Genomic DNA, 17,073 nt, shown 5'->3' with positions numbered 1-17,073 from the left:
CAACAACGCCCGCACCGGCCGCACCGGCGACGGCGCTGTGGGGGCAAGGCTATGGCGCGTGGAGCCATGGTTCCAGCGATGGCAATGCATCAGCCTACAGCAGAAACACCGGCGGCTTCGTCACCGGTGTGGATTCTCTGATCGCCGGGACATGGCGGCTGGGCGTGCTCGCCGGTTACGGGTCGACATCGCTGCATGGGGCGGGGTCTTCCACCTCCGCCGACAGCTATCAGCTTGGTGTCTATGGCGGCACGGCCATTGATGCGCTGACCTTGAGCCTCGGCACCATCCTGGCGCATCACGCCATCGACACCCACCGTTCGGTGACCTTCGGTACGCTTGATGAGACGGAAAGTGCCGGTTATTCCGCCAAGTCGGTGCAGCTGTTCGGTGAAGCCGCCTACCGCATCGATACGGCCTATGCCGCCTTTGAACCCTTTGCCGCGGCCGCCTATACCCATCTGAAGACCGATGGCTTTAGCGAGACCGGCGGCATCGCGGCCCTGTCGGCGCCAGCTTCCGCAACGGATCTGACCACGACGACGCTGGGTGTCAGGGCCTCGCGCGCCTTCACACTTGGCAATGCCACCACCGTCACGGCGCGCGGCATGGCCGGCTGGCGCCATGCCTATGGCGATGTGGCACCAGAGGCGCAGTTTGCCTTTGCCAGCGGCGGCGAAAGCTTTGCCGTCAGCGGCCAGCCGATTGCCGCCGACACCGCGCTCATCGAAGCCGGGCTTGCCTTCGATGTCGGCAAGGCCACCACCATCGGCCTCACCTATACCGGCGCGTTTTCCAGTCAGGTTAAAGACAATGCCGTCAAGGCCAGTCTGGCGGTAAAATTCTGAGGCAACAGCACAACACCCCGCCGGAGAACGCTCCGGCGGGTCTGTTAACCGCGGCTACTGCTGCAGGCCGGGATAGGCCCACAGGCCCGACACGCGCATCAGGTCGCGGAAAATCACCAGCCGCTCATCCGCCGAAATTTTCGCCGCGTCCTCCAGCGACGGGGCATCCAGCGCCACGACCGGCACGATATTCGCGCCGATGGCATATTGCTTCAGCGCATCGTCCAGCAGCGTCCGCGCCCGGCGCATATGGCTGGAACTCGTCACCAGGATGACGCTGTCGGCGGTGTGCCGCTTCAACAGATTGGCGACATTCAGCACATTGCCGACCGTATCCTTGGATTTGTCCTCGATCAGAATCCGGTCGCGGTCGACGCCCTTGTCCACCAGCCATCTGGTCATGACGTCGCCCTCGGTGACGCCCGCCTGCGGCTGGCCGCCGGTGACCATGATGCGCGCCGCCGGATTGGCCTGCGCCGCCTTCAGCGTCACATCCAGCCGGTCGAGAAGCGGCTTTTCCATGGTGCCGTCCTTGGCCAGCGCATAGCCGAGCGCCACGATCATCACCTTGCCGGTCAAGACAGGCACATCCGCATTGGGCTTTTCCGCGATGATCTGTTCGGCGCGCACGAAACGCTGGCGGTAGGCTTCGGCCCGCTCGCGGTCGAGCCCGGCCAGCGCCTGATGCGCCAGCGCGGCGCCGGTCTCGTCATTGCCGATGCGCGCCAGCGCCTCCAGCCATGCCTGCGCCTCGAACGAGGTCTGGTCCTTGGCCAGAATGTCCTGATAGGTGGCGCGGGCCTCGCTCACCTTCTTCTGCAGGATCTGCGAGGAGGCGACGGCGAAGCGGAAATTCAGCTGCTCGGGCGCCAGCTTCGACGCCTCGGTAAAGGATTGCTCCACCACGTCGTAGCGGCCATGCAGGGTGATACCCTTGAAAATCTCGGCTTCCGCCTTTTTGACGTCGCCGCCCGACCAGTAATACTGCATGCCGGTGTCGACGAGGGTTTTGATACGCTCGGCATTCTGCGGGTCGAAGGCGCTGGCGGGCAGCGCAGCGCTGAGGACGAGAAGGGCGGCGGCTGCGGCAAGGACGGGACGGTTCATGGGGCTTTCTCCGGCGGGTGTTGGACGGGGGCAGGGTAAACGCGGCGCGCGGTTTTGCAATCGCCTGTGATCACCGCTTTTTGACGGCGCACCGGTTTTGTCCGAGGGCTCGCACGTCTATATGACAGGGGTACGATCATCCCTGCCGGAGTTTTCCCATGTATATCGTTTCGCTGAATTATGTCGCGCCGCTCGAGGCGCTCGATGCGGCCGTGCCCGAGCACATCGCCTTTCTCGACCGCCATTATGCCAGCGGAACTTTTCTCGCATCGGGCCGCAAGGTGCCGCGCACCGGCGGGGTGATTCTGGCGCGGAGCGGGAGCGAGGAGGCGCTGCGCGCCATTCTGGCTGAAGATCCGTTCTGGCAGAAGAAACTGGCGACCTATGACATCCAGGAATTCGCGGCGACAAAGGCGCAGGCGGGCCTCGAAGGCCTCATCGGCGCCTGATCACAGCAGCGGCGAACAGTTGGCGCTTTTCAGAAAGGCGTCGACCTGGGCTTTCCAGGACTGGTCGGGCACAAAGCCGCGCACGACGACGAAACCTTCGTTCATATCCGCTTCGATCAGCACGGAATTGGCCGCCGATACCGGCTTGGTCTTGTTGAGTTCGATCATCTGCAGGGGCCGGGCGATGACGAGATCGAGCTGGTCGGCAATGGCGGTGCGGTCATTGATCGAATAGATGTTCTCGCCCTGCCGGTCATAGACCGAAATCGACCAGTACGGCGCCGTGCCGACGCCGGTGATGCGGGCGGGAAGGTCGGTGATGTCGAAGCGGCAGGCCACGGCTTCGAACAGCGGATCGAGCGCCAGCGGCACGGTCTGTGCCGTCGCCTGCCGCACGACGGGGTGGAAGGCCCAGTCGTCGCCATAATCCGAGATGCGCGACCAGGCATTGCGGTCGGAATAGAGCGGCACGAGCAGCACCACGGCCACGTGCACGATGCCGGCGCCGACCAGGCCGAACAGCAAGGCGCGGATCAGCTTAGCCATCGCAGCTCACCTTTTTCACCGCCGGGAAGGTCATGTCGACCAGGCCGGAATTGCCGCCGACGGGCGTGTCGTAAAGCGTCATCACCAGCACCATGCGGCCGGAGCCGGCCGTGGCCAGCCAGTTGCCGGCCTGCGCCTTGGGCGAGACGGCGACGATGAAGGCGCCGTTGCCGCCGCGGAAAATCTGGCGCGAGTGCAGGGCGGGCGGGCGGTCCGCACCGGGATCGAGCGGGATCAGCGCCAGATCCGCCGCGTAGAGCGTCCAGAAGCGCGAATTGGGGCTGTTGCCGGTAATACGGTAGGTGCACTGGCGGTTGAGCGCCTGCCCCTGATCGTCGCGGTAGGCGTAGAAGGCCAAGCCCTCGGCGCTGCCGAGCGGAAACGCGCCCTCGCGCGCGGCGCGCGCCTTGGCATAGGGGTCGGACTGCGGCGTGCCCGCATCGGGATAGCCGGTCCATTGCCCGATGGTCAGCGTGCCGAAACCGTCGAAGCGGTTGACCGCATACCAGGCGCTCAGCGTGCCGCCGCCGATGGCGATGACAAGAGCGATGAGGGCAAGGAGCACATTTCGAAGCATGAACGATGACTACACGCGAAGGGTGCACCGAGGCAAGGTGGTGCGGTGAATTACACCGCATCCGATGTCCTAGAATGTGAGTGTCACGACAATCGTATCCACATAGGAGCCCGCGGCGGGCGCGACGGCGAGGGGTGTGGTCAACTGGCCTTCCACCTTATACTGGTTGATCGTGTTGACGGTATTGCCTTTCCCGGAGACGGTGCTCCACGGCGAAGGTGCGCCCGAACCGGTCGCGTTGAGCAGCTGGTAGGCGAGGGTGCTGCCGCTGTTGTCAATTCTCATGTGCCGCGTGCCGTTCTCGAAGTTTTTGCCGTCGCTCAGATCAAGTTTGTAGTCCGTTTCATAGGTGCAGCGCACATCGATGACGGTTGCCGCGCGGATCGTTCCGTCCGCCGCTTCGGCGGCAAAGATGGAGCCTCTTTTGCCGAAATCGATCGGATCGAAATTGGTTGCCTGTTTGCCCTTGCTTTCGAGCTGGCAGATGGGCAGGACCTCGGTTGTAAGATCGAAGTTTATCGTGCTGCTGCGGTCGCCTTTGGCAGGTGTCTCCGGGCAGCCCCCCATCCCCGGATCGATGGTTTCGCTGACAAGCCGGTACGTCGATCTGTAGGTTCCTGCCCGCATCAAATCCTGGTGCAAGTAATCGGGATAGGTGATTTTCAGCGATAGACTGCCTTTCAGCGGCCCAGCGGTCTTCGTCAATTTCAGCATCCCTGTCTCGCCCGAACCGAAGTCCGCCTGCCAGGCGAGCCGGGAATTGTTTCCGCTCTGTCTCTGGTAAAAGTGATTGGCGTTCTGGTGGACAGGACTCTGTGCATCGACCGGCTCGATGTAGGCGCAGATCAGGACCTCCTTGATGGTGTCCGATTCCGGGCATTCAAATTCGATGGTGGCTTTGGTCGAGGCTTCGCCGATTGACGCCATATTGTCTATTTTGACGGTTCCGAACGCCGGTGTACTGGTCACCTTGCAGGTCTGGGCGGAGGCGGGCGCCGCCGCCAGCACGATGGTGAGGGCGGCGAGCGCAAGCAGCCAGCGGACGGGACGGATAACAGACATTGCACTTCCTCTTTTTAGCGGCATGGGATCGGGCCGATTTCAAGCTGGGTACCGGGCTTGGCCGCATAGTCGAAGGACGCGCGGCAGGTGCCGGCGTTTTCGGGCAGGGTGACGGTGATGCTGTTGCGGCCGGAAAGCCCGGTGAGGTAGGTGCGCCCGTCATACCCCGCAACGGTGGGCTGGGCGGCCCCGTCGAGCTGCACCACGGCGCCGAGCGGCACGGGCTTGCCGTCCGGCCCGGTCAGGTTGACGATGGCGGCATCGACCTTGCTGACACCGAAATCGACCACCACGCCGGAACGGTCGGCGGGCACGACAAGCGCCTGCGTCTGTTCGGGCTGCAGGTCGAAGGAGAGCTTGGCCGGATCGATGGAAACCCGGTTGTTGCGGTAGGATTCCAGCGAAGGCACGAGGGCGCGCCCGCGGGAATTGGTGGTGCCAATGCGGCGGCCATTGACCGAGACATCGACATTCGGGCCGCCCGCCTTGACCACGGCGAAGGCATCGTCGACCCGGTTGGCGAGGAACACACCGCCGCCGGCCGCGACGATGGAGCCCTCGATGCTGCCGGTGACGCGGCCCTGATCGCCTGACTGTTCGACCGAACCCGTCAGCTGCGCCAGCCGGGTGCGGTAATTGGCATTGACCGAGCGGGCGCCATTGCCCTTGCCGCTCTCACGATCCCTGATGGTCCAGCCCACGGCGCCTTCCTCGCTGCCGGAGGATTTGGACAGGCTGGTATCGACACTGCTGCGCCCGCCGCTGTGCGACAGGCTGGATGACGCGGTCATATCCTTGCCCAGCGGCATCGACAGCCCGGCATAGACGCCGAAATCGCCGGAGCGGTCGAGATCGCCATAGCCGGTGACATAGAGCGAGAGCTTGTCGAACAGGGTGCGCGACCAGGAGGCCGTGACAAGGGTTGAGTCACTGTCATGCCCGGCGCCGCGAATGCGCGACAGGCCAAGGCTGAGCGACGAGGGATCGAAGCCGAGCGGGAAGCTGAAGCCGAGGCGGTCGACCTGGCGGCTGCGGACCGAGACCGGCGTGTCGTAATGGCCGCGCCGGTCGGCGACCAGCCCGACATCGTTGTAATTGCCGAACATGCGGTCGCCGCCGATGTAGAAGGAATAGCCGTTGCGGGCCACCTGATAGACGGCGGAAAACTTGCCGCCGAAATCGCCTTCGTAGCGGCTTGCCGCCGCCGAACCGCTGATGGAGCCATAGGGGCCGAGGCTTGCGGCAAAACCGGTGCCCGCATTGATGAGGCTGCGGATGCCTTCCGCATGCGCTTCCAGCGTCAGCCCGTTGCTGAGGCCATAGCGGATGCTGCCCGAAGCGGCGATATCATGGCCGTAATCGAACGAGGTGTAGCCATAGCCAAGGCGCGGAAAACCGGCTTCGGCGGAGAAATCCACATAGCCCTTGCGCAGCATGCCCGGCGCAAAGAAATAGGAGCGCTGGATGACGGATTCGCGCCCGAGCGCATCCTTCATGACAATGCGCGCATCGCCGCCGCCGCCAAGAAAAGGCAGCCCGCTCAAATCGAAGGGACCGGCCGCAACCTCGCCCGAATAGACCTTCATGTTGTTGAGGTAGAGATCGAGCGTCGAGGGCAGCGAGGCGCTGCCGCTCAAGCTGGGGACGGGGGTGGTGACGAGATCGGGGCGGACCTCGAAATTGCGCCGCAGCTGCAGGCCGCCCAGCCGGTAGGACGAACTCCACCCCAGCGCGCCGGACACCGTATCGCCGATCTGGTAGGTCAGCATGCGTTTCGGGTCGACATAGCGCCAGGCGCTGTCGAGGCGGGCAATATCGTATTGCCCGGCATCGAAGGGGTTCATCCGGCCAAGACCGCTTGCCGAAAAGGTGCCGAAGGGCGTCAGCAGCCGCGTTTCGACACTGCCGCTGAGGCTGCCGTCGACGGGGCCGTCATGCCAGCTGGCGCCCGAGGCCGCATAGAGCGCGTAGTTCGTCACCAGGCCGAAATTCGAGCGCACCGCGGAAAAATCGATCGGCTCGCTCTCGCCGCCAAGATCGACGGTCGCCGGTTCGCGCGCCGCATCCGGCGCGGTGAAGGCGATCATCTGGTCGACATCATTATACTGCCAGGCAACCTCCGGCAGGCTGTCGAGCGGGATAAGCCCATCCTTGCCGGGAACGCCGCGCGCCGGGCGGAAACCCGCCTTACGCAATTCCTCAGGCGTTGCCGCCAGCTTGCCGTCGGGCAAGCGGTGGAAACGGGCAAGCACGCGCGAAGGACCATTGTTGATGGCAACGCCAAGCAGCAGTTCCTGGCCGGAGGCGGGCATGTCCTGCGTGAGGGGCGGTGCCTCCTGCGCGAGGGCAGGGCAAGACGCTCCGGCGAGACAAAAGCCCGTGGCGGCAAGGCGCAGACTAAGGCTTGACCACGACTGTCTGATTGACCGCATAGTCATCTCCCTTGGCCGTCACGGTGACGCTGGCACCGGGCTGGATGGGCTGCGCACCGGCAGCGGCGATCCAGCGCCGGGTGGTGCCGGGCAGGACATAGCCGTTCAGCCCTTCGCCGAACGACACCTTGCCCGCCTTGGAGGCGACGGCGAGACCGGCGATCTTGGCGTGGCGGTTGCCGGTGTTGGTGGCCTCGGCAATCAGGGTCTTGCCGGAGCGGCGGATGGTCCATTGCAGGTCAGCGCCGGCCGCCCGCTCGGTGAAGAAGACGGGGAGGGAATAGCGCAGCGCCATGCTGACCGAGGCCGCCGGGCGGCGGATATTGACCTCGGGAAGCTGGTCGATGAGCAGCCGGTAGCTTTCCTCGCCTGATGTCAGCGGCGGGGCGATGCGGGCCAGGCGGATCGTATAGGTGGTGCCAGGTTGCAGCGTTGCGGCGGGCGGGCTGGCGATGACATTGCGGCTCGGCGCAAGCTGGTCCTCGCCATTGACCTGGGTCCAGGAAAACACCCGCACCTGGACATTGACCGGGCGGTCGCCCTCATTGCGCAGGTTGACGGTGGCGGTCTGGCTCGGCGCGGTGAGATCGACGGAGATGGGCGAGACCTGCAGCGGCGCCGCGAAGGCGGGATGGCACAGCAGGATGAGGGCAGCGAGCATCGCGGAGCGGAGAAAAATCATCAAAAATCCAGTCCAATTGTCAAAAATTCAAACAAAATAGGTAAAATCGGGTCATTGAAAAAGCTGGCCTGCCCGGTCTTTGGCCGGGCGGGCCGGGGAAGCATGGGGGTATGGATGGCGCACCCGGCCCGGCGGCATCATTGTCACCGGCGCGGAGGCGGATCAGAATTTAACCGTAATCGTTACCTTGTCCGCATAGGCGCCGGCGGGAGCTTTGGCCAGGTCGGCGCTCTTGATGAGGCCATAAACCGTGTGAGACTGTATGGTACCGTCTGCCTTGAAATGAGCGGCGTATGCCAAGTTGTTGTCTCGTAGATACTGCCCCAAAACATTGGCGGGAATAAACTTCCCGCCTTGAGATGAACTTTCGACCGAGGAAAATCCCCATATAAATTCACAGCCGCTATCCTTACATAACGCATATGCCATGAAGTTGCCGTCAGCGCTTTTCATACGGCGCTCCTCTTCATGACCATTCAATGGATTGTCACCACCGTTAAGGGCAACCCAGTAGCCTTGGTCTTTGGGACATTTGACCCGGATGGTGGCGGTCATCTTGATATCGTCGTTCAACTTATCAGGCGTTCCAAAATTGAGAACGCCCTCGCCGAGATCAACCTGACATTCCGATGTGCCATACTTGAATTTAACCTGAAGGGTACCACTAGGCGACTTATCGCCGGACCAACTGGAAACGGTGGACAATGCGAGTGCGGACAAAGCAAGGATAACAATTTTCATTACTATTCCTAAAAAATAATTCAAATCAATACTGGCAAAATCGGGTTATTGAAAAAGCCTGCCCGGTCTTTGGCCGGGGAGAATGCGAGGTGTGGATGGCGCAAGCGGCCCGGCGGCATCATTGCCACCGGCGGGGAGGCGGATCAGAAACCAACCGTGACCGTTACCGTGTCTGTGTAGACGCCGGCGGGAGCGCCGTCCATATCTACTTTACGAACGAAAATGGTAAACGGATGCGGCTGCAACGTGCCGCTTGCCAAGACGTCGGCGATTACGTTTGGTTTTAAAAGGGTTGCTTTACCTTCGATGAAGTATACCTTGGAATTTCCTCGATCTCTCCATAGTATTTCCTCGTTATTGGCAGTTGAATACAAAGTATAGGGTATGCGTATGTAACCTTTTTCATCTTTTATCCAACGATGGGTGTCGTCCGGAAGTTCTTTAGAAAAAGCATTATATTCAGTGTCACTAGAATTTTTACCACCGTCCAAGCTAATACTGTAAACGACGCCTTTCGTGCACTGGACCTTGATGGCGCCATCGTAACGCAGATCTTTCAAAGCGGTACCGATTCCTTCGAATTCAACCACGGCACCGATAACCTCACATTTCCTTTCCGCCTTCATACTGACCTGCAGAGTGCCGTTCGGCGAGCTAGACCATGCGGAAACACTGGATGCAATCAGCCCGGACAGGGCCAGAATGGGGATAACAATTTTCATTGTCGCTCCTAAAGTATATTTGCAAAATCACTGCCTTGAGAGCGTGCCTTGCGTGCACGCTGCTCAATTACGAACGGGTCAAATATCGGGGGTAATCAGAATTCGACGGTCACCGTTACCGTGTCGGCATAATCGCCAGCGGCAATGCCTGCTTTAGGCATGAACACACGGCCATAGACCGGATAAGACTGCCTGGCATTCGTACCCGTGAGCGGATCATTCACCCCGAGCGCTTTATCGACACTGCCCCAAGGCCGTTCGCGCTTCGAGTCCGAATACAACACATAGGCCACGAAGTTTTTGCCGTCGGCGGTTTTCATCCGGCGCGAGCCATTTTCGTAATTCTCACCCTCGCCGAGAGCAATTTTATACGTGGTGTCTCTGGTACACTGGACTTCGATGGCGCCATTTTTCCCCGTGTCGTCTTCGATATTACCAGCAGCAGAGACCTTGGTGCTATCAAAAGTGAGGATGGCGTTGGAACTGACAACCTTGCACTCTTTTGCAATTGTCAGCTTGACCTGCAGGGTGCCGGTTGCTGGGGCCGACCAGCCGGCAACGGTGGAGGCGAGGAGGGCGGACATGGCTAAAACGGGGACGAAAATTTTCATCATTTCTCCTAAAGGGATGGTTCAAAATCAATGTTTAAAAATGGATGGCCGCTACAACGCCACTCACGCAGCAGTATAATTACCGGTTTAACGATAGCCAGAAGACGCGAGATTTCAAGCCGTGAATTGCAAGTAATGTGGCATACTTTAGTATAGTACAGCGTGTATTTAACGTATTGTAGATTGTATTGAATACTTGAATTCAACCACAGATGTAGGTTCGGGCCGGAGCCCAATCACCGCTGCGGATACAACCCAGCCCGAAATTGCGGATGCACGCGGGCATGGCGAATCAGTGTGGTGCGTGGTTCGCACTGCATCGCGGCAAACGGCGTCAGCGGGCGGAGATTTTCGTCGGCACAACCGGCAGTTTCAGCTCCGGCGCGTCCTTCAGCGCCTGGCCGATTTCGCGCAGGGCGGTGACGGTGGCATTGGAGAGAACGCGCGGGCGCTCGGCCGCCCTCAGCGCTTCCTCATCCGCCGTGGCGGGTTTGGCGGCCGCCACCTTGTCCTGCTTCGGCATGGCGGGATCGATGCCGGGAATGGGTTTCAGATCGATGTTCTGGTGGGCGTAATTCATGAAACGCTGCCAGGTCATCGCCGGCAGGATGCCGCCGGTCAGCTCCTTGGTCGGGGTAAAGTTGTCATTGCCGAACCAGACCGCGGCGGTGTAATTGCCGGTGAAGCCGACGAACCAGGCATCGCGATAACTCTGGGTTGTGCCCGTCTTGCCCGCCACGCGCGTCATCGGCAGGGCGGCGCGCCGTCCCGTGCCCCATTCCGGCACCTGGCTGAGCATGAGGTTCATGTTGAACGCCGCCTTCTCGCTCAGCGCCCGGTGCGGCTTGTCGCCGTCGGTCTTCCAGTCCCATATGATTTTGCCGTTCTGGTCGGTGACCTGGGTGAAGGCATGGCGCATGCCGGCAAGCCCGCCGGTGGCAAAGGTGTTGTAGCCCGTCGCCTGATCCATGACCGTCATGCCGGAGGTGCCGAGCACCATGGTCTTGTGCGAACTGATCACCGATTCGACGCCCATGGCTTTCGCCAGCGCCACGATGGGCGCCGTCGTCAGATAATCCTTGGCAAGGCGCACCGGCACCGTATTGATGGATTTGACCAGCGCGGTCGTCAGATCGATCTGGCCGAGATATTGCCGCGAATAGTTCTGCGGCGACCAGTTGCCCCAGGAGACGGCGCCGCCCGAGATCATGGTTTTGGGCGTCATACCCTTTTCCATGGCGGCGGCATAGACATAGGGCTTGAACGAGGAACCCGCCTGGCGCAGCGCCGCCGTGGCGCGGTTGAACTGGCTTTCGCCATAGTCGCGCCCGCCGACAATGGCGCGCACCGCGCCGTTGGTTTCCAGAACGACGACGGCCGCCTGCGTCACATGATATTCCTTGCCGAACTGGCGCAGGTGGTATTCCGCCGATTCCTCCGCCGCCTTCTGGATGCCGGTGTCGAGCGTGGTGCGCACGACGAGGGTGTGCGAGGGCAGTTTCTGGCCGACGCGGCGGATTTCGTCAAAGGCCCAGTCGAGGAAATAATCCGGGCTTTCCGAGCGGGCGCGGTCGACGACCGTCGCCGGATTGCGCCGGGCACCCACCACCTGGCCCTCGGTCATCAGCCCGCCCTGCACGAGATTGCTCAGCACCACATTGGCGCGGGCGCGGGCGGCGGGAAGGTTGACATGCGGCGCATATTTGGCCGGGGCCTTGAACAGGCCCGCCAGCATGGCCGCCTCGGCGAGGTTCACATCCTTGACGCTCTTGCCGAAATAGAATTCGGAGGCCGCGGCAATGCCGAAGGTGCCGCCGCCCATATAGGCGCGGTCGAGATAGGTCTGCAGGATTTCCTTCTTCGACAGGTTGGATTCCAGCCACAGCGCCAGGAAGGCTTCCTTGATCTTGCGGTCGAGGCTGCGCTCATTGGTCAGGAACAGGTTTTTCGCCAGCTGCTGGGTGATGGTGGAGCCGCCCTGCACCACGGAATTGGCGCGCAGGTTCTCCGTCATGGCGCGGGAAAGGCCAAGGAAATCAATGCCGAAATGATCAAAGAAGCGGCGGTCTTCCGTGGCCAGAACCGCCTTGATCACATGGTCGGGCAATTCGTCGATGGGCACGGCGCTGCGGTGCAGAATGCCGCGCTGGCCGATCTCGTTGCCGTAGCGGTCGAGGAAGGTGACGGCGAAATCATCGCGCGTGCGCCAGTTCTTTTCCGTGTCGTGAAAGGCGGGAATGGCGAGCGTCAGCATGACCACCGAGCCGGCCGTGCCCCAGGTAAAGCCTTCGCTGGCAAGTTCGACGACGCCGCGCCGCCAGCCCGATACATGGAAGCGGCGGAAGAAGATGGTGGTGTCTTCCCAGAATTCGGCAAGGCGGAACCGCAGCTCATACAGCGACGAATCGATCCAGGCATCAAGTCCAAGCAGAGGCGAGACCTTGAATCGCTTGCGTTTGGTGTTGGCCGGAGTGTTGCCGGCCGGAGGCTCGTTCATCATGCCAATCTCTTGTCTGCCTGTCGTCAGCCACATCCCCCGTAAAGACAGGGTGTAGCCGAATAGGCTTAACAGCCTGTTATGATGGCCGTTGTAAGACCGCGGCAGTCCGTTTCGTCCCTTTGTATCTCAAGGAAAAATTTAACTCTTTTTCTGATCGGGCGACAAGGGGCGCGGCTGGCAACACCGAGATTTGATGGAGTCAGGGCCTGCAAAAATTCCACTTGCAATTGTGCTTTGGTGATGGATTGCTGTGGTTTTTGGCGGGAGCGAAAGAGCATGTCCATCGAACACTGGCTGGCATTTGTTGCCGCATCGGCAGTCCTTCTGGCCATTCCCGGCCCGACCATCCTGCTGGTCATCTCCTATGCGCTCGGCCATGGCCGCCGCTTTGCCGCTGCAACCGTCGCGGGTGTGGCGCTGGGCGATTTCACCGCCATGACCGCCTCCATGCTGGGGCTCGGCGCCCTGCTGGCCGCTTCCGCCGCGATCTTCACCGTGCTCAAATGGATCGGCGCGGCTTATCTGATCTATCTCGGTATCAAACTGTGGCGCGCCCCGGTGGCGGACACGGCCGCCGCAGGCGAAGCGCAGGAGCGCAATGACAGCGCGCTGCGCATTTTTCTGCACACCTATGTGGTGACGGCACTCAACCCCAAGAGCATCATCTTTTTCGTGGCCTTCCTGCCGCAGTTCCTCGACACGGCGCGGCCGATCTTCACCCAGATGCTGATCTTCGAGACGACGTTCCTGGTGCTGGCCACGCTCAATGCCGGAACCTATGCGCTGATGGCCTCCATGGCGCGCCAGACCATCCGCAAGCCGAGGGTGCAGCGCGCGGTCAACCGTACCGGCGGTTCACTGATGATCGGGGCCGGGCTGCTGGCGCTCGGCTGGAAGAAGGCCTCCGCCTGACGGCGAGGGCGCATTGAAAGAAAATAATCATATTTAGGAAAATAGTCCTTGACTGCGTGACGGACCTTGTGTAAGGTCTGGTTATCGTCAGAAATGTGTCCGGAAAATTCAACGTTCGGACAATCTGGTTTTCCAAGGATTATCGATGACAATGATGGAGCACAGCGGGAACGCGCTGTGCCGCCGGCACGCTTACGACCTTTGCCGGCACTACGGGATTTCCGCCGATGCAATGGCGCCGGTGTTCGGCATCGGCCGGACGGAGTTCGAGCAGCGCGTCCGCGATGACGGGCTGACGCCGGACGATCTGCAAGGCGGAAACAGCGACGTGACCCTCATTCGCGATCTCATGGCGCTGTTGCACAGGGAACTGGAACAGCTGCAACTGGGGGACGAGACAGCGACGGCAAAGACGCGGCTGGACGCACTGGCGCAGCTTGCCCGCACCATGGACCGTCTCAGCGACATGCAGGAGAAGCGCGTGGAGCAGCAGCGCTCCATGCTCATGCTCAGCCCGGACGAGTTGCGCGAAGCGCTGGTGCGCATTGACGGAAGAATCCATGAACTTGCCCTCTGCCGAGCCGACGAACTGGTGCAGCGACAATCTCAGCCCGCTGCAGATCCAGGCCATGGCCGGGGAATGGATGTTTCGCGGCCGGACGAGCCAGCTGCCGCCGCATCTTGACTGGCGGACCTGGCTGATCCTTGGCGGACGCGGTTCCGGCAAGACCCGCGCCGGGGCCGAGTGGGTCAACAGCATCGTGCAGGGCTTTCCGCCCTTCCGGCCGCGGCCATCGCTCAGCATCGCCCTGGTGGGCGAAACGCTGGCCGATGTGCGCGAGGTCATGGTTGATGGCCCGTCCGGCATCATGGCGGTATCACGGACGGAGCGGCCGCGTTTCGAGGTGACGCGCCGGCGGCTCGTCTGGGCCAATGGCGCGACGGCGGCAATGTTCTCCTCGGAGGACCCCGACAGTTTGCGCGGGCCGCAATTCGATGCCGCCTGGGGCGACGAACTGGCAAAATGGAAACATGCACAGGAAACCTGGGACATGCTGCAGTTCGGTTTGCGCCTCGGGGAAAATCCCAGGCAGGTGGTGACGACCACGCCGAAACCCATCGCCCTGCTGAAAGGCCTGATGGGGGACGACAGCGTGCTGGTGCGGACCATGCGGACGGCGGAAAACCGGGACAATCTGGCGCAAAGCTTTCTCGCCCATATGGGCAAGCTCTATGGCGGCACGCGGCTTGGCCGGCAGGAGCTTGACGGCGAGCTGATCGAGGAACGGCGCGATGCGCTGTGGTCGCGGCCGATGCTGGAGGAAATTTATTGCGCCGACGTGCCGCCCATGCGAAGGATTGTCGTTGCCATTGATCCCCCGGCCAGCGCAACGCGGAAATCCGATGCCTGCGGCATTGTCGCTGCCGGACTTGATGCAACGGGCATGGGCTGGGTGCTCGCGGATGAAAGTTTTGCACCCGCCAAACCCATCCAATGGGCGCGGGGCGCGGTGGCGCTGTTTCACCGGCTGGAGGCCGACCTGATCGTTGCGGAAATCAACCAGGGCGGCGACATGGTTGCCGCGGTGATCGCCGCGCAGGACCATGCGGTGCCGGTGCGCGGCGTGCGGGCCAATCGCGGCAAGGCATTGCGCGCCGAGCCCATTGCCGCCCTGTATGAACAGGGCAGGGTGCGGCATGCGGACCGGTTTGCCGCACTGGAAGATGAAATGTGCGATTTCACCCATGCGGGCCTGTCGAATGGCCGCTCGCCGGATCGTCTTGACGCGCTGGTCTGGGCTTTGAGCGAGCTGATGCTGAAGCGGGAGGTCATCCCGCGTATTCGTGTGGTGGGCTAGAGCCTTTCCTGTTTCTATTTAAGCAGGAAAGGCACTAAACCCCGGGTTGCTTGGAAAGGCGGCGAAATTGTTGTACAGTCTTGGAGTAGGGAACGAGCTTTCGCCCGTCCCCCGTTTCCTAGTGAATGAATTGGATCCGGATCGTTAGTTGCAAGCACGTCCGGGTCCTTTTCATTTCTAGGGTGATGCTAAGTGGCAGATACCACATCGTTCACCTCCAAGTTTGAGAGCAAGGCCCTTGCCAAGGCCGGGAGGCCCATCGTCCCGGTGCACCGGCTGGCTCGGCGCTTGCTGCTTCGCTCTCAAAACTGGTTCCGGTTCAATACATTGCCGGATTTTGCCGAACCTTCAACGAATGCAGGGTTGAATCGGCTGCACGCTGTTCGGCGTGCGGTTGTTTCGGGAATGAGAGGTCACCCCGCGTATTCGCGTGTTGACTAAACCTCGGGTTGCTTGGAAAGGCGGCGGAATTATTGTATTGTCTTGGAGTGGGACGCGAGCTTTCGCCCGCGCCCCGTTTCTTAGAAGATGAATTGGATCCGGATCGTCAGTTGCAAGCTGGTCCGGGTCCTCTTCATTTCCAAGGTGATGCTAAGTGGCAGATACCACATCGTTCACCTCCAAGTTTGAGAGCAAGGCCCTTGCCGAGGCCGGGAGGCCCATCGTCCCGGTGCACCGGCTGGCTCGGTGCGTTCTGCTTCGCTCTCAAAACTGGTTCCGGTTCAACACATTGCCGGATTTTGCCGAACCTTCAACGAATGCAGGGTTGAATCGACAGTGCGCTATTCGGCGTGCGGTTGTTCCGGCGATCTGATCCGTTTCACCCAACAAAGAGAACATGTCCCATGGCACTTCATTGGCCGTGGCGCCGCCGCGCCGCGAACGAAAACCCGCCTCTGCAAACCAAGGCTGCGCAAGGGTTTGTCGCCCTGCAGTTCGATCGTGAAGCGCGCTGGTCGCAGGGCGGCTACACCGGATTGTCCCGGCAGGGATTCATGCGCAATCCCATCGTCTACCGCTGCGTGCGTCTGCTGGCGGAAGCCGCTGCCGCTACGCCCTGGCTGCTCTACGAGGGACGGACGGAACACACGCAGCATCCGCTGCTTGACCTTCTGTCACATCCCCATCGCGGCGCCGATGGGGCCGGCCTGTTCGAAACGCTCTACGGTCATCTCCTTTTGTCCGGCAACGCCTATCTGGAAAGGGTCAGCAGCGGGAGCGGTCCCTGCGAACTGCATCTGCTGCGCCCGGACCGGATACGCGTGGTCACGGGTGACAATGGATGGCCGCTGGCGCTTTGCTATGGTGTTGGCGCGAGCAAGCGCACCATCCCGCTCGATGACGGGCAGGCGCTGCATCTCAAACTGTTTCATCCGCTGGATGACCACTATGGATTTGCACCGCTCGAAGCAGCCCTGATGGCCCTCGACATTCACAATGCCTCCGGCGTCTGGAACAAGGCGCTGCTCGATAACTCGGCACGGCCGTCCGGTGCGCTCGTCTATGCGCCTGCCGACACGGCGCGGCTGACCGAGGCCCAGTTCGAGCGGCTGAAGACCGAACTGGAAGAAGGGTACACCGGCGCAGCCAAGGCCGGCCGGCCCCTGCTGCTCGAGGGCGGGCTGGACTGGAAATCCATGGGCCTGTCGCCGCGCGACATGGATTTCATTGCCGCCAAGAATGCCGCCAGCCGCGATATTGCCCTGGCCTTCGGTGTTCCGCCCATGCTGCTCGGCATCCCCGGCGACAACACCTATGCCAATTATGCCGAAGCCAATCGCGCCTTCTATCGCCTGACGGTGATCCCGTTGATCACCCGCACCGCCAAGGCCATCGGCAATTGGCTAGGGCCGGTTTATGGCGCCGGGCTGCGGCTGGAGCCGGATTTCGATCGCATCGACGGATTGTCGATGGAACGGGATGCGCTGTGGCAGCGCGTGTCGGCTGCGCCGTTCCTCAGTGATGACGAGAAAAGAGAGGCCGTGGGATACGCCCGCAGGCCGCACAAATTTTCCGGAGAATGAT

The 17,073-nt window shown here is 61.6% G+C and carries 16 protein-coding genes; 6 read left to right on the top strand and 10 right to left on the bottom strand.

Translation table 11 applies throughout. The annotated features are described in order from the left end of the window. Positions 1 to 848: autotransporter outer membrane beta-barrel domain-containing protein (locus C5750_RS20335; protein WP_146118188.1), on the top strand; the 848-nt coding region annotated here is incomplete at its 5' end. 54 nt (positions 849 to 902) lie between these two features. Here the strand turns inward: C5750_RS20335 and C5750_RS20330 are convergent. Continuing rightward, positions 903 to 1,955, bottom strand: coding sequence for a YdcF family protein (locus C5750_RS20330; protein WP_105736122.1), 1,053 nt, complete (start codon positions 1,953 to 1,955; stop codon positions 903 to 905). Between the two features lie 158 nt (positions 1,956 to 2,113). Between C5750_RS20330 and C5750_RS20325 the strand changes: the two genes are divergently transcribed. Next, positions 2,114 to 2,404, top strand: coding sequence for a YciI family protein (locus C5750_RS20325; RefSeq protein WP_105736120.1), 291 nt, complete (start codon positions 2,114 to 2,116; stop codon positions 2,402 to 2,404). On the opposite strand, the gene C5750_RS20320 is transcribed toward C5750_RS20325, so the two are convergent. The 9 genes from C5750_RS20320 to C5750_RS20280 all read right to left on the bottom strand — a co-directional run bounded on the left by C5750_RS20320 (position 2,405) and on the right by C5750_RS20280 (position 12,277). Further along, positions 2,405 to 2,950 (bottom strand): DUF1254 domain-containing protein, encoded by a 546-nt coding sequence (locus tag C5750_RS20320; RefSeq protein ID WP_105736118.1) that lies wholly within the window; start codon positions 2,948 to 2,950, stop codon positions 2,405 to 2,407. After that, the gene (locus C5750_RS20315) at positions 2,943 to 3,527 is read right to left on the bottom strand and encodes a DUF1214 domain-containing protein (RefSeq protein ID WP_105736116.1); all 585 of its coding nucleotides are present in this window, start codon (positions 3,525 to 3,527) and stop codon (positions 2,943 to 2,945) included. The genes C5750_RS20320 and C5750_RS20315 overlap by 8 nt, the downstream gene beginning before the upstream one ends. 69 nt (positions 3,528 to 3,596) lie before the next feature. After that, positions 3,597 to 4,589 (bottom strand): Csu type fimbrial protein, encoded by a 993-nt coding sequence (locus tag C5750_RS20310; protein WP_158531338.1) that lies wholly within the window; start codon positions 4,587 to 4,589, stop codon positions 3,597 to 3,599. A gap of 14 nt (positions 4,590 to 4,603) precedes the next feature. Beyond that, positions 4,604 to 7,021: a fimbria/pilus outer membrane usher protein gene (locus tag C5750_RS20305; protein ID WP_245421177.1), complete on the bottom strand. Its 2,418-nt coding sequence runs from the start codon at positions 7,019 to 7,021 to the stop codon at positions 4,604 to 4,606. Next, positions 6,987 to 7,703, bottom strand: a complete 717-nt coding sequence (locus C5750_RS20300; protein ID WP_105736109.1) for a fimbrial biogenesis chaperone — start codon at positions 7,701 to 7,703, stop codon at positions 6,987 to 6,989. The genes C5750_RS20305 and C5750_RS20300 overlap by 35 nt, the downstream gene beginning before the upstream one ends. 162 nt (positions 7,704 to 7,865) lie before the next feature. Continuing rightward, a complete protein-coding gene (locus tag C5750_RS20295) occupies positions 7,866 to 8,444 on the bottom strand; it encodes a Csu type fimbrial protein (RefSeq protein WP_105736107.1) in 579 nt (192 codons plus the stop codon). Between the two features lie 143 nt (positions 8,445 to 8,587). Continuing rightward, positions 8,588 to 9,166, bottom strand: coding sequence for a spore coat protein U domain-containing protein (locus C5750_RS20290; protein WP_105736105.1), 579 nt, complete (start codon positions 9,164 to 9,166; stop codon positions 8,588 to 8,590). A gap of 95 nt (positions 9,167 to 9,261) precedes the next feature. Further along, positions 9,262 to 9,777 (bottom strand): Csu type fimbrial protein, encoded by a 516-nt coding sequence (locus C5750_RS20285; protein ID WP_158531339.1) that lies wholly within the window; start codon positions 9,775 to 9,777, stop codon positions 9,262 to 9,264. 334 nt (positions 9,778 to 10,111) lie between these two features. Continuing rightward, the gene (locus C5750_RS20280) at positions 10,112 to 12,277 is read right to left on the bottom strand and encodes a transglycosylase domain-containing protein (RefSeq protein WP_199538066.1); all 2,166 of its coding nucleotides are present in this window, start codon (positions 12,275 to 12,277) and stop codon (positions 10,112 to 10,114) included. 276 nt (positions 12,278 to 12,553) lie between these two features. Between C5750_RS20280 and C5750_RS20275 the strand changes: the two genes are divergently transcribed. The 4 genes from C5750_RS20275 (at position 12,554) to C5750_RS20260 (ending at position 17,072) form a co-directional block, all read left to right on the top strand. Beyond that, entirely contained in the window at positions 12,554 to 13,189 is a 636-nt protein-coding gene (locus C5750_RS20275) for a LysE family translocator (protein WP_105736100.1), read from the top strand. A 151-nt stretch (positions 13,190 to 13,340) separates the two neighbouring features. Further along, positions 13,341 to 13,874 carry a hypothetical protein gene (locus C5750_RS20270; protein ID WP_114949243.1) on the top strand — a complete coding sequence of 178 codons (534 nt, stop codon included), beginning with the start codon at positions 13,341 to 13,343 and terminating at the stop codon, positions 13,872 to 13,874. Continuing rightward, the gene (locus C5750_RS20265; RefSeq protein WP_245421183.1) at positions 13,819 to 15,048 is read left to right on the top strand and encodes a DNA-packaging protein; all 1,230 of its coding nucleotides are present in this window, start codon (positions 13,819 to 13,821) and stop codon (positions 15,046 to 15,048) included. Before C5750_RS20270 ends, C5750_RS20265 begins: the two co-directional genes overlap by 56 nt. A gap of 845 nt (positions 15,049 to 15,893) precedes the next feature. After that, entirely contained in the window at positions 15,894 to 17,072 is a 1,179-nt protein-coding gene (locus tag C5750_RS20260) for a phage portal protein (RefSeq protein WP_105736094.1), read from the top strand. Position 17,073 lies beyond the last annotated feature (1 nt).

Source organism: Phyllobacterium myrsinacearum, from assembly GCF_002980555.1.
Classification (GTDB): domain Bacteria; phylum Pseudomonadota; class Alphaproteobacteria; order Rhizobiales; family Rhizobiaceae; genus Phyllobacterium; species Phyllobacterium myrsinacearum.
The sequence above is the reverse complement of the archived record's forward strand: the minus strand, read 5'-3'. Positions and strand labels throughout refer to the sequence as shown.

Excerpts from the sequence above, each read along its gene's own strand:
- C5750_RS20325 (WP_105736120.1), top strand. The coding sequence starts at position 2,114 with ATGTATATCGTTTCGCTGAATTATGTCGCGCCGCTCGAGGCGCTCGAT.
- C5750_RS20315 (WP_105736116.1), bottom strand. The coding sequence starts at position 3,527 with ATGCTTCGAAATGTGCTCCTTGCCCTCATCGCTCTTGTCATCGCCATC.
- C5750_RS20265 (WP_245421183.1), top strand. The coding sequence starts at position 13,819 with ATGGCCGGGGAATGGATGTTTCGCGGCCGGACGAGCCAGCTGCCGCCG.
- C5750_RS20330 (WP_105736122.1), bottom strand. The coding sequence starts at position 1,955 with ATGAACCGTCCCGTCCTTGCCGCAGCCGCCGCCCTTCTCGTCCTCAGC.
- C5750_RS20285 (WP_158531339.1), bottom strand. The coding sequence starts at position 9,777 with ATGAAAATTTTCGTCCCCGTTTTAGCCATGTCCGCCCTCCTCGCCTCC.
- C5750_RS20300 (WP_105736109.1), bottom strand. The coding sequence starts at position 7,703 with ATGATTTTTCTCCGCTCCGCGATGCTCGCTGCCCTCATCCTGCTGTGC.
- C5750_RS20320 (WP_105736118.1), bottom strand. The coding sequence starts at position 2,950 with ATGGCTAAGCTGATCCGCGCCTTGCTGTTCGGCCTGGTCGGCGCCGGC.
- C5750_RS20305 (WP_245421177.1), bottom strand. The coding sequence starts at position 7,021 with ATGCGGTCAATCAGACAGTCGTGGTCAAGCCTTAGTCTGCGCCTTGCC.
- C5750_RS20310 (WP_158531338.1), bottom strand. The coding sequence starts at position 4,589 with ATGTCTGTTATCCGTCCCGTCCGCTGGCTGCTTGCGCTCGCCGCCCTC.
- C5750_RS20275 (WP_105736100.1), top strand. The coding sequence starts at position 12,554 with ATGTCCATCGAACACTGGCTGGCATTTGTTGCCGCATCGGCAGTCCTT.
- C5750_RS20270 (WP_114949243.1), top strand. The coding sequence starts at position 13,341 with ATGATGGAGCACAGCGGGAACGCGCTGTGCCGCCGGCACGCTTACGAC.
- C5750_RS20295 (WP_105736107.1), bottom strand. The coding sequence starts at position 8,444 with ATGAAAATTGTTATCCTTGCTTTGTCCGCACTCGCATTGTCCACCGTT.
- C5750_RS20260 (WP_105736094.1), top strand. The coding sequence starts at position 15,894 with ATGGCACTTCATTGGCCGTGGCGCCGCCGCGCCGCGAACGAAAACCCG.
- C5750_RS20290 (WP_105736105.1), bottom strand. The coding sequence starts at position 9,166 with ATGAAAATTGTTATCCCCATTCTGGCCCTGTCCGGGCTGATTGCATCC.
- C5750_RS20280 (WP_199538066.1), bottom strand. The coding sequence starts at position 12,277 with ATGATGAACGAGCCTCCGGCCGGCAACACTCCGGCCAACACCAAACGC.